Source organism: Nocardia sp. NPDC004260 (genome assembly GCF_053603155.1).
Genome location: NZ_JBSGEZ010000125.1, coordinates 1 through 11,682, shown reverse-complemented (window position 1 = coordinate 11,682; position 11,682 = coordinate 1). Strand labels below are relative to the sequence as shown.

Genomic DNA, 11,682 nt, shown 5'->3' with positions numbered 1-11,682 from the left:
GCTCGCGTCCGAGCGGCCGCCGCGTCCGCGACGAAGTCGCCAGAGGCGGTCGCTCGGACGCGAGCCACAAGGGGGCCGCGAACACGCCGCGACGCAGTCGCGGCAAATCCAGCACAGTACTGTGGTGAGGCACCTATTTCGAGATGGAGCACAGCAGACGTGACCAGGTTCGACAGCATCGAGCGCGCAGTCGCCGATATCGCCGCCGGTAAGGCGGTCGTCGTCGTCGACGACGAGGACCGCGAGAACGAGGGCGACCTCATCTTCGCGGCGGAGAAGGCCACCCCGGAACTGGTCGCCTTCATGATCCGCTACACGTCCGGTTACATCTGCGTGCCGCTCACCGGCGACGACTGCGATCGGCTCGGCTTGCCGCCGATGTACGCGATGAACCAGGACAAGCACGGCACCGCCTACACCGTCTCGGTGGACGCGCGCGAGGGCGTCACGACCGGCATATCCGGCGCCGACCGCGCCACCACGATGCGGTTGCTGGCCGACGCCGACGCGAAGGCCGACGATTTCACCAGGCCCGGCCACGTGGTGCCGTTGCGCGCCAAAGATGGTGGTGTGCTGCGCAGGCCGGGTCATACCGAGGCCGCGGTGGATCTGGCACGCATGGCCAGCTTGCGTCCGGCGGGCGTGATCTGCGAGATCGTCAGCCAGAAGGACGAGGGCCACATGGCCCGGACCGAGGAATTGCGCGTCTTCGCCGACGAGCACGAGCTCGCGCTGATCTCGATCGCGGACATGATCGCGTGGCGGCGCAGGCACGAGAAGCATGTGGTGCGCGTGGCCGAGGCGCGCATCCCCACCGCGCACGGCGAGTTCATGGCCGTCGGCTATCAGAGCATCTACGACGAGGTCGAGCACGTCGCGCTGGTGCGTGGCGACATCACCGACGGCGACGACATCTTGGTTCGCGTGCACTCGGAGTGCCTGACCGGTGACGTGTTCGGGTCGTTGCGATGCGACTGCGGTCCGCAGCTTGATGCCGCGTTGGAGATGGTCGCGGCCGAGGGGCGCGGTGTCGTGCTGTACATGCGCGGTCACGAAGGCCGCGGCATCGGCCTGATGCACAAGTTGCAGGCCTACCAGCTGCAGGACTCCGGTCACGACACGGTCGACGCGAATCTGGAACTCGGCCTGCCCGCTGATGCCCGCGATTACGGCACCGGCGCGCAGATCCTGGTAGATCTGGGCATCCGGTCGATGCGATTGCTCACCAACAATCCGGCCAAGCGGGTCGGCTTGGACGGCTACGGCCTGCGGATCACCGAGCGGGTGCCGATGCCTCTGCGCGCGAACGCGGAGAACCTGCGCTACCTGCGCACCAAGCGGGACCGAATGGGTCACGACCTGATCGGCCTCGACGAGCTGGATCTCGGCGAGACCGCGCACTGAACTGCGAACAGACTCCGAAAGGCGGACATCGATGAGCGGTACCGGGGTACCGACTTTCGCGCTGGCGGACGCCAAGGACCTCTCCTTGGGCATCGTCGCCTCGCGCTGGCACACCCAGATCTGCGACACCTTGCTGGCGAACGCCGAGCGGGTGGCCAAGGACGCGGGCGTCCAGCAGATCACGGTGGTGCGCTGCGCGGGCGCGATGGAACTGCCCGTGGTGGCCCAGGAGCTGGCCAAGTCGCATGACGCGGTGGTGGCGCTCGGTGTGGTGATCCGCGGTGACACCCCGCATTTCGAGTACGTCTGCGACGCGGTGACCGCGGGGCTCACCCGGGTTTCGCTGGACGAGGGCACGCCGGTCGCGAACGGAGTGCTCACCACCAACAACGAGCGGCAGGCCCTGGATCGGGCCGGGCTGCCGGAGTCCCAAGAGAACAAGGGCGAGCAGGCGGCCGCCGCGGCGCTGGACGCCGCGCTGACACTGCGCGCTCTGCGACAGTCCGCGTAGCGATGCCGGTCGTCCGTATCTTTCGCAGGAACGTGGGCCCGGCCGACGACCCGTCGGAGTGGGATTTCGAGGTGCGGCCCCGGCGCGCGGTGCGGACGGCCTGGATCGCGGCGGTGCTGGTGGCGGCCGCGTTCACCGTGGGTGGTATCTGGCTGCGCACCGGGTCTACCGGCGTCAACTTCAGGGTGGCCGATCAGCTCGCGATGATCGGGATCGGTGTGCTCGGCGCCGCGGCCGTGCTGTTGCTGACCAGGCCACGGGTGCGGGTCGGCGCGCAGGGCGTGTCGGTGCGAAATATTCTGGGCGACAAAGATTTTCCCTGGGACTACATCCGAGGCGTGTCGTTCCCGGATCGGAAGTCCTGGGCGCGTCTGGAGTTGGTCGACGACGACTACGTCCCGCTGTTGGCGATCCGCTCGAACGACAAGGAGCACGCGGCGCGGGCGATGGCTCGGTTGCGGGAACTGGGCGCGAAGTATTCCGGGAGGAAGTGAGCGGGTGCGGTGTGCGGCCATCCGGCTCGCGCGGGCTCGCATGCTGATCTAACCTCGCCGCCATGGAGCCAAGTGCGTTCGTCCTCGCGGCGGCTTTCGCCGACGATCCACTGATGACCTACTTCTGGCCGGGAGCGTCACGGCGGCGAAAAGCGTTGCCGCCGTTTTGGGATTCGCGCATCGCGTCGCGCCGGAAGAACGGTCTGGTCGACCTCGCGCACGACGCGGAAGGCAACCTCGCCTGTGTGGCGCTGTGGGAACCGGCGCACGTGGTCTCACCGACGGCGAAGCCGTTGACCTTGCTGCGCGCCTTGGGGTCGAGCGCCGCTCGGGCGCTGGCCGCCGGGCGGCACATGGAGCGTGCGCGACCGGCGACACCACATCTGTATCTGGCCGCCATCGGGACGTTGCCCCGCGCACAGGGCCGGGGACTGGCGACCGCCTTGCTAGAGCGTCGGTTGGCGGCGGCCGAGCAGGACTGCTTCCTCATCTCGAACACCAGCGGCACGGTGCCCTTCTACGAGCGGTTCGGTTTCGTGCGGCAAGGTGAGCTGCCGATCGGCCGAGGTCCGATCGTGTATCCGATGGTCCGGAGTACATAGCCGCGGTGCGCTCCGGTGGGCACGCCGATCACTCGATGTGCCACAGCCGGACGCGGACGGGCGGGCGCGACCGAGCCCGCTGGTTCGATCAATGCGTATCGCCGAGGACCGCGCCTTCTCGTCGCGGATCCGCGCCGCCGATCCAGCCGTCGGAGCCGTTGCGTTTCAGGGCGCTGAGGCCGCTGGACTGGGGCGCCACCGAGACCTGATGGCCCAGTTGGCGCAACCGCAGCACCAGCGGGTCGTGGTCGCCGTTGTCGGTGGCGTTGATCGCCGGATGCTCACCGCCGATACCGGTGGACGGACTGTTGCCCGCGCCGAACGCGACCGCGGAGACCGCCTGCTGCGGATCCAGGCCCCAGTCGAACATATTGACCAGCGTTTTCACCACGAACTGGATGATCACCGAACCGCCGGGCGAGCCCGCGACATGCGTGAGTTCGCCGCGCGAGCCGTCGGGCGCCTTGCCGAAGATCAGCGTCGGGCTCATGGAGCTGCGCGGGCGCTTGCCCGGCTGCACCCGGTTGGCCATCGGCACGCCGTCGGGGCCGAGCGGGTCGGCGTTGAAGTCGGTGAGCTGGTTGTTCAGCACGAAGCCGTCGACCAGGTGGAACGAACCGAACGCCGACTCCACGGTGGTGGTCATCGCCGCGGCGTTGCCGTACTTGTCGACCACCGAGATGTGGCTGGTGCCGTGCTCGGGCGGTTGCGGGCCGACGCCGAGCGGCACGGGGCCGAAGTCACCCGGCTGCGCGGTGCCCATGCTGCGGTTCGGATCGATCAGCCTGGCACGCTGTCGCAGATAGTCGCGATTCAGCAGGGTCTGCGCCGAATTGTCCGGGAGTGGCACGAAATCCGTGTCGGCCACGTACTTGTTGCGATCGGCGTAGGCGAGGCGTTCGGCCTCCGTGATCAAGTGCACAGCCTGGGCGTTGGGCTTGCCGCCGTTGCGGTCGATGTTGTCCGGACGCAGGGCGGCCAGGTCGAAGTTCTCCAGGATGCCCAAGGTCGCGGCGACGGTGATGCCGCCCGACGAGGGACTCGGCATGCCGCAGAGTTCGTGCTCGCGGTAGCTCGTGCACAGCGCGGTGCGCTTCTTCGCCTGGTAACCGGCCAAGTCCTGGGTGGCGATCAGGCCGGGAGTGCGCCCGCCGGAGGCCCGGCCCGCGGCCGCGACGATGTCCTGGGCGATGGCGCCGGTGTAGAAGGCCTGCGCGCCCTCGGTGGCGACGGCGCCGAGCGTCTTGGCCATGGCGGGGTTGGTCAGGACGGTGTCGGTGGCCTTCGGGCTACCGTCCGGGTTGAGGAAATACGCCTTGGCGTCTTCGTCCGCGGCCAGGTCCTTGGCCGACTCCGCGATCTGTCCCGCGAGGCGGGGACTGATCGGGAAGCCCTGATCGGCCAGTCCGATGGCGGGGTCGAACAGGTCGCGCCACGCGGTCTTGCCGTGGTCGTGGTGCGCCAGTTCGAGCATCCGCAGTACGCCGGGCACGCCGATGGAGCGGCCGCTGGCCCGCGGGTTCGGCTTGGGTTCGGCGCGATCGATGTCGCTGATCCAGCGCAGATAGTTCTCGGTGGCCGCGGCGGGCGCCACCTCACGGCCGTCGTAGGCGTCCACGGACTTGGTGTTCGCGTCGTAGTAGACCAGGAACGCACCGCCGCCGATGCCGGACGCCTGCGGCTCGACCAGGCCGAGCACTGTCTGCGCCGCGATCAGCGCGTCGGCCGCGGTGCCACCGTCGCGCAGCACCTCACACGCGGCTTTCGTCGACAGCGGGTTCGCCGTGGACACCGCGAAGGTATGGGTACGCACCGGCGTCATGTTCGCGCGATAGCCGGTCGCTATTTCCGGGTTGGTGCTGAGATCCTTGGTGCCGCTGCCCGTTGGCCCTGCCGCGGTGGCCGTCACCGGCGTGCCGTTCGGCACCGTCTCGCAGACGCCGCCCGCCTGGCTCTCGCCGGACGAGCAGGCGGTGGCCATGCCGACGGTTAGTGCGAACGCCGCCGCCGCGGCGACCCAAGTTCCTCGCTTGCGCCCCATGCCGGGACTCTAACGCTCGGTACCGACAGCCGCGCCGGTTTCCTTCCCACCGGCGAAATCCCCCTGGTCGCAGCGTGTGTCGAGGTGGAGACGGTATGGCTGGTCGCCGCGTGAACCGGCGGTGCGCCACGCTCGGCCGGTAGGCTGGGCCGAGTGGCGATCGAGGCGGTGCTGTTCGACTTCTCCGGGACCTTGTTCCGCCTGGAGGCCGACGAATCCTGGTATGCGGACCTGACGCGGCCGGACGGGCAGGCGTTCGACGTGGATGAGAAGGCCGAGATCATGCGGCGGATGACGGCGCCGGTCCACCATGTCATCGAATTCGATGACGAGACGCAGTACGCCTGGGACCACCGCGACCTGGACCCCGCGCTGCATCGCAAGGTGATGATGAAGGTGCTTCGCACATCGGGAGTGCCCACCGACGAGGACGCCGAACGACTGTACGCCCGGCTGCTGGACCCGCTGGAGTGGACGCCGTACCCCGACAGCGAAGCCGTCCTCGATCTGCTTGCGGCGCAGGGCGTTCCCGTCGCGGTGGTGAGCAATGTCCCGTTCGACATCCGTCCGTCGTTCGCGGCGCGCGGCTGGGATCGGCTGGTCGGCGCGTTCACCCTCTCCTACGAGGTCGGTGTCATGAAGCCCGATCCGGAGATCTTCCGTTCCGCCTTGGGTGAACTGGGTGTGGCCGCCGAGGCCGCGCTGATGATCGGTGACAGCGCCGAAGCCGACGGCGGCGCCGAGGCGCTGGGCAGCCGCTTCGCTCTGGTCGAGGCCCTGCCCACCACCGAGCGCCCGGACGCGCTGCTGGCCGCGCTGCGGCGGCACGGTCTCGTGGAGTAACCCGGCCGGATCCCGTCGGTATTTGCCGAAGTCCGAGTTGTGCGGGATGTCACCGTGTTACGGTGCGATTCCGGCGTGTTCGCAGGTGCGCCGGAAGGTTCGGTACCAACGGGGGTACGGCTGTGAGCTTGGCGTTCTCCGGTGAGGAGCCCTCCGTCGGCGTGGAAACGGCCATGCCGGAGGCGGTTCGGGACGTGCGGGAAGCCGTCGCCGGGATGGCGGGATTCGGACTCGCCTATCCCGTGCTGATGAATCTGACGCGCGGGGGCGACGCGGCCGCCACGGCGTCCACCCAGTTCTGCGTCGCGTGGGCGCTGGGGCTGCTCATGCTCGGATTCGCCGAGGGCGCGCCGGCCGTGCGCAAGCTGACGATCGCGCTGGCGCTCCTGCAGGCGGTCGTCGGGTGCTGGGCGATCAGGGACCTCGCGACCGTCCCGCCCGTCGTCGGCCTCGTCGCCGCGGGGTACTCGGTGGCCACCTCGGTAGCCGTCGTGCACCTGCTGTGCCGCCCGGAAGCCAAGGGCTGGTTCGGCGTCCCCGTGCCATGACCGCCGCGGGGAGCCGCCGTCGTCCGGGCTGTCGGTCCCGGTCTATACGCTGGATGGGTGGCAGATCCAGCGACGTACCGGCCCGCGCCGGGCACGATCCCCGTCGAACCAGGTGTCTACAAATTCCGTGACGCCCATCGGCAGGTCATCTACGTCGGCAAGGCCAAGAGCCTGCGCAGCAGGTTGAACTCGTATTTCGCCGACGTCGCCGGGCTGCATCCACGCACAAGGCAGATGGTCACCACGGCCGCGAGCGTCGAGTGGACGGTCGTCTCCACCGAGGTGGAGGCGCTGCAGCTGGAATACAACTGGATCAAGGAGTTCGATCCGCGCTTCAACGTCCGTTATCGCGACGACAAGTCCTACCCGGTACTCGCTGTCACCTTGAACGAGGAATATCCGCGGTTGTTCGTCTACCGCGGCGCGCGACGCAAAGGCGTCCGCTATTTCGGCCCCTTCGCGCACGCTTGGGCCATCCGCGAGACGCTCGATCTGCTGCTGCGAGTGTTCCCCGCGCGCACTTGCTCCAACGGAGTCTTCCGGCGGCATAGTCAGATCGGGCGTCCCTGTCTGCTCGGCTATATCGACAAATGCTCCGCCCCGTGCGTCGGGCGGGTGAGCGCCGAAGAGCACCGCGCGATCGTCGAGGACTTCTGCGACTTCCTCGCAGGCCGCACCGATCGCTTGGTCCGGGAGCTGGAGCGCCGCATGCACGCGGCCGCCGAGGACCTGGACTTCGAGACCGCCGCTCGGCTGCGTGACGACGTCCAGGCGCTGCGCCGCGCGCTGGAGAAGCAGGCGGTGGTGCTCGGCACGGGCACCGACGCCGACGTCATCGCCTTCGCCACCGACGAGCTGGAAGTGGCGGTGCAGGTCTTCCATGTGCGCGACGGCCGGGTGCGCGGCCAGCGCGGCTGGGTGGTCGACAAGTCGGGCGACGCGGTCGACGTCCCGGAGGCGGGCGGGGAACTCGCCGCGCTGGTCGAGCAGTTCCTCACCCAGTTCTACGGCGAGCAGGTCGCGGTGGCCGAGCAGGCCGCCGACGAGCAGCCCGCCGCCGTGGTGCCCCGGGAAGTGCTCGTGCCCGAGTTGCCCGCCGACGTCGAGCAGATCCAGCAGTGGTTGTCGGACCTGCGCGGTTCGGCGGTGAAGCTGCGCGTGCCCCAGCGCGGGGACAAGAAGGCGCTGGCCGAGACCGTGCAGCGCAACGCGATGGAGGCGCTGGCCCAGCACAAGCTGAAGCGAGCAGGCGATCTGACCTCGAGATCGCAAGCGCTGCAAGAGATCCAGGACGCCCTCGAGCTGGACACCGCGCCGCTGCGCATCGAGTGCGTCGACGTCAGCCACGTGCAGGGGACCGATGTGGTCGCCTCGCTCGTGGTCTTCGAGGACGGTCTGGCCCGAAAGTCGGAGTACCGCCACTACACGATCCGGGAGGCGGCGGGCGAAGGCCGCTCCGACGACGTGGGCAGCATCGCCGAGGTGACCCGCCGCCGGTTCCTCAAGTTGCGCCGCGAACGCGACATGATGGAGCAAGAGGACCTCGCCGCGACCGGAAGCGATGACGACGCGCTGGACCTCACCTCCCGTCCCGGCATCGATCCCAGCACCGGACGCCCGCGCAAGTTCTCCTACCCGCCCAACTTGTTCGTCGTCGACGGGGGCGCGCCCCAGGTCGCCGCGGCGGCCGAGGTGCTCGACGAGCTGGGCATCACCGATGTGGCGGTGGTCGGCCTGGCCAAACGGCTCGAGGAGGTGTGGGTGCCCGGCGAGAGCGACCCGGTGATCCTGCCGCGCACGAGCGAGGCGCTGTACCTACTGCAACGGGTCCGCGACGAGGCGCACCGCTTCGCCATCACGTTCCATCGCAGCAAACGCTCCCGCCGGATGACCGCCTCGGCCCTGGACTCGGTGCCGGGGCTCGGAACGGCGCGCCGGACCGCGCTGGTCGCCCATTTCGGATCGGTGGCCAAGCTGAAGCAGGCCACGGTCGAGGAGATCACCGAGGTGCCCGGCATCGGGTTGGCGACCGCGAAAGCGGTCCTTGCGGCGCTCGAGTCCGAATAGTCAGTCGACAGTGCACCGGAAGTTTCGGTTTCGCGTACGTTGTGTCTGCGGCCGATACCGAAACCGGTGCGCGATGATCGGAAGGCACCCCAGAGACGGATCCGGTAGGACATGACACGCGTCGAATCGAACAGCAGTGCGGGCAACCCGCCGACGAGCGCGGGACGAGTGGCCTCGTCCAGCGCCGTCGGCGGGGCGAACCCGCAGGTCGAGGTCGTGATCGTGACCGGGCTCTCGGGCGCGGGCCGAGGCACCGCCGCCCGCGTGCTCGAGGACCTCGGCTGGTACGTGGCCGACAACCTGCCCCCCGAGCTGTTCGGGCGGATGGTGGAGCTGGGTGCCTCCGCCAAGCCGCCGATCCGCCGTCTCGCGCTGGTCATGGACGTGCGCAGCCGGTTCTTCACCGGCGATCTGTCGGTGGTCACCGAGCAGTTGCGGACACTCGGCGTGCGCACCAGGGTCCTCTTCCTCGAGGCATCCGATGACGTGCTGATCCGCCGTTTCGGTTTCGCGCGGCGGAGGCATCCGCTGCAGAGCGAGAGCAAGGACGGCACGCTGTCGGCCGGCATCGCCGCCGAACGGGTGCGACTGTCCGCCGTGAAGGCCGCCGCCGACCTGGTGATCGACACCACCGAGTTGTCCATCCACCAGCTGCACCGCAAGATGGAGGAGGCCTACGGTGGCGGCGCGCCCTCCGCGTTGCAGCTCACCGTGCAGTCGTTCGGCTTCAAGTACGGAGTTCCGCTGGACGCGGACATGGTGTTAGATGTCCGATTTCTACCCAATCCGCATTGGATACCGGAGTTGCGGGAACATACCGGTCAGGAGACGGTGGTCAGCGAGTACGTGCTGTCGCGTCCCGGTGCGGAGGATTACCTGCGCACCTGCCACCACCTGGTCGAGCTGACCACGAACGGTTACCGCCAAGAGGGGAAGCGATACATGACGGTCGCAGTGGGCTGCACCGGAGGCAAGCACCGGAGCGTCGCGATTGCCGAGGCACTGGGCGAGTTGATGAGCGAGGTCACCGGCGGCGCGGAGGAGTCCGCCGACGTGGTCCGGGTCGTGCATCGAGATCTGGGGCGAGAATGACCGGTTGGGAATCCAATCCCAGCATCGTCGCGCTGGGTGGCGGACACGGCCTGTACGCGACACTGACCGCGGTGCGGCGGCTGACCAGGAAGATCTGCGCGGTGGTCACCGTCGCCGACGACGGCGGCTCCTCGGGGCGACTACGCGCCGAGCTTGGGGTGCTGCCGCCGGGTGATCTCCGGATGGCGCTGGCCGCCTTGGCCGCGGACGCCGACGGCGTCTGGACGCGGACCGTGCAGCATCGGTTCGGCGGAACCGGCGCGCTGGCCGGGCACTCCGTGGGCAACCTGATCCTGGCCGGGCTCACCGAGGTGCTCGGCGATCCGGTGGCCGCCCTGGACGAAGTCGCCCGCATGTTGCGCATCACCGGCCGGGTGCTGCCCATGTCGCCGATCGCGCTGGACATCGAGGCGGATGTATCCGGGCTCGAGGCCGATCCGCGGGTGAGCCGGTGCATTCGCGGCCAAGTTGCCATCGCCACCACGCCGGGTAAGGTGCGGCGGGTGCGGCTGATTCCGTCCGATCCACCGGCCGGTCCGGAGGCGACCTCGGCGATCGAACACGCCGATGTCGTGGTGCTGGGCCCGGGATCGTGGTTCACCAGCGTGATTCCGCATGTCCTCGTCCCCGAGCTACGGGAAGCCCTGGTGTACACCAGGGCGCGGAAAGTGCTGGTGCTCAATCTCGCCGCGGAGCCGGGGGAGACCGCGGGGTTCTCCGCGGAGCGGCATTTGCATGTATTGTCCCAGCACGCACCGGAATTCGTCGTCGATGAGGTGCTGGTCGATTCCGGCTCCGTGCCGGAGGGCCGCGAGCGGGAACATGTGGCCAGGGCTGCCGAACAGTTGCGGGCACGAGTAACCTTCTCCGATGTCGCCGAAGCGGGAACGGACCGGCATCACCCCGGAAAGCTTGCCGCCGCACTGGATCAACTGATCCGGCAACCTCGGCCGCAAATGGCAGGGCTTCGAGTCGAGGGACGGCACATGGGTCAGGATGTGCGTTCCGGGTTGGGTGGAAAGGAGCGCGTCCCGTGGCGATGACAGCCGATGTGAAAGACGAGCTGAGCAGGCTCACGGTGTCGCAGGTGAGTTCCCGCAAGGCGGAACTGTCCGCTCTGCTGCGTTTCGCGGGTGGCCTGCACATTGTCGGCGGCCGGGTGATCGTCGAGGCCGAGGTGGACATGGGGTCCATCGCGCGCAGGCTGCGCCGGGAGATCTTCGAGCTCTACGGCTACGGCTCCGACGTGCACGTGCTCGGCGCGGGTGGACTGCGCAAGACCTCCCGGTACGTGTTGCGGGTGTCGAAGGAGGGCGAGGCGCTGGCCCGGCAGACCGGTCTGCTCGACGTCCGCGGCCGTCCGGTGCGCGGCCTGCCCGCGCAGGTGGTCGGCGGCAGCATCGCCGACGCCGAAGCCGCTTGGCGCGGTGCGTTTCTCGCCCACGGCTCGCTCACCGAGCCCGGACGTTCCTCGGCGCTCGAGGTCAGCTGCCCCGGCCCGGAGGCGGCGCTGGCGCTGGTCGGCGCGGCCCGGCGGCTCGGCATCACGGCCAAGGCGCGGGAGGTGCGCGGCACCGATCGCGTGGTGGTGCGCGACGGTGAGGCGATCGGCGCGCTGCTGACCCGGATGGGCGCGCACGGCACCAGGATGGTGTGGGAGGAGCGCAGGCTGCGCCGCGAGGTGCGCGCGACCGCGAATCGGCTGGCCAACTTCGACGACGCCAATCTGCGCCGCTCCGCGCGGGCCGCGGTCGCCGCGGCGGCGCGGGTGGAACGCGCGCTGGAGATCCTCAGCGACGACGTGCCCGATCATCTCGCCGCCGCCGGCCGACTGCGGGTGCAGCACCGGCAGGCCTCGCTGGAGGAACTCGGCCAGCTGGCCGATCCGCCGATGACGAAAGACGCTGTCGCGGGCCGCATCCGGCGGCTGCTGTCGATGGCCGACCGGCGGGCCAAGGAACTGGGCGTACCGGACACCGAATCGGCCGTCACGGCCGAACTGCTCGACGAAGCCTGAGCTCAACGGCAGCCGAATCGGTGACGTCGAAAGCGAATGCGTGCACCGTTGCACCGGTCGCGT

General features: G+C 69.1%; 11 protein-coding genes. 10 read left to right on the top strand and 1 reads right to left on the bottom strand.

The window, feature by feature from the left end:
- Positions 1–159: 159 nt before the first annotated feature.
- From ACWEO7_RS36310 to ACWEO7_RS36295, 4 genes are all read left to right on the top strand, one after another.
- Positions 160–1,404, top strand: coding sequence for a bifunctional 3,4-dihydroxy-2-butanone-4-phosphate synthase/GTP cyclohydrolase II (locus tag ACWEO7_RS36310; RefSeq protein WP_452430013.1), 1,245 nt, complete (start codon positions 160–162; stop codon positions 1,402–1,404).
- Between the two features lie 31 nt (positions 1,405–1,435).
- Positions 1,436–1,915: a 6,7-dimethyl-8-ribityllumazine synthase gene (gene ribH / locus ACWEO7_RS36305; protein WP_355070733.1), complete on the top strand. Its 480-nt coding sequence runs from the start codon at positions 1,436–1,438 to the stop codon at positions 1,913–1,915.
- Between the two features lie 2 nt (positions 1,916–1,917).
- Positions 1,918–2,409: a PH domain-containing protein gene (locus ACWEO7_RS36300; RefSeq protein WP_452430011.1), complete on the top strand. Its 492-nt coding sequence runs from the start codon at positions 1,918–1,920 to the stop codon at positions 2,407–2,409.
- Positions 2,410–2,471: 62 nt separating this feature from the next.
- Positions 2,472–3,011: a GNAT family N-acetyltransferase gene (locus tag ACWEO7_RS36295; RefSeq protein WP_452430009.1), complete on the top strand. Its 540-nt coding sequence runs from the start codon at positions 2,472–2,474 to the stop codon at positions 3,009–3,011.
- Positions 3,012–3,099: 88 nt separating this feature from the next.
- On the opposite strand, the gene ACWEO7_RS36290 is transcribed toward ACWEO7_RS36295, so the two are convergent.
- Entirely contained in the window at positions 3,100–5,052 is a 1,953-nt protein-coding gene (locus tag ACWEO7_RS36290) for a gamma-glutamyltransferase family protein (protein ID WP_452430008.1), read from the bottom strand.
- A gap of 153 nt (positions 5,053–5,205) precedes the next feature.
- Between ACWEO7_RS36290 and ACWEO7_RS36285 the strand changes: the two genes are divergently transcribed.
- The 6 genes from ACWEO7_RS36285 to whiA all read left to right on the top strand — a co-directional run bounded on the left by ACWEO7_RS36285 (position 5,206) and on the right by whiA (position 11,619).
- Positions 5,206–5,895 (top strand): HAD family hydrolase, encoded by a 690-nt coding sequence (locus ACWEO7_RS36285; RefSeq protein ID WP_452430006.1) that lies wholly within the window; start codon positions 5,206–5,208, stop codon positions 5,893–5,895.
- A 122-nt stretch (positions 5,896–6,017) separates the two neighbouring features.
- On the top strand, positions 6,018–6,443 hold the full coding sequence (locus ACWEO7_RS36280) for a hypothetical protein (protein ID WP_452430004.1): 426 nt from the start codon (positions 6,018–6,020) through the stop codon (positions 6,441–6,443).
- Positions 6,444–6,500: 57 nt separating this feature from the next.
- Positions 6,501–8,510 carry an excinuclease ABC subunit UvrC gene (gene uvrC / locus ACWEO7_RS36275; RefSeq protein WP_452430002.1) on the top strand — a complete coding sequence of 670 codons (2,010 nt, stop codon included), beginning with the start codon at positions 6,501–6,503 and terminating at the stop codon, positions 8,508–8,510.
- 111 nt (positions 8,511–8,621) lie between these two features.
- Entirely contained in the window at positions 8,622–9,602 is a 981-nt protein-coding gene (gene rapZ, locus ACWEO7_RS36270; RefSeq protein ID WP_355070745.1) for an RNase adapter RapZ, read from the top strand.
- A complete protein-coding gene (locus ACWEO7_RS36265; RefSeq protein WP_450026134.1) occupies positions 9,599–10,645 on the top strand; it encodes a gluconeogenesis factor YvcK family protein in 1,047 nt (348 codons plus the stop codon). The genes rapZ and ACWEO7_RS36265 overlap by 4 nt, the downstream gene beginning before the upstream one ends.
- Positions 10,636–11,619: a DNA-binding protein WhiA gene (gene whiA / locus ACWEO7_RS36260; RefSeq protein ID WP_452430000.1), complete on the top strand. Its 984-nt coding sequence runs from the start codon at positions 10,636–10,638 to the stop codon at positions 11,617–11,619. The genes ACWEO7_RS36265 and whiA overlap by 10 nt, the downstream gene beginning before the upstream one ends.
- The last annotated feature ends 63 nt before the right edge of the window (positions 11,620–11,682 follow it).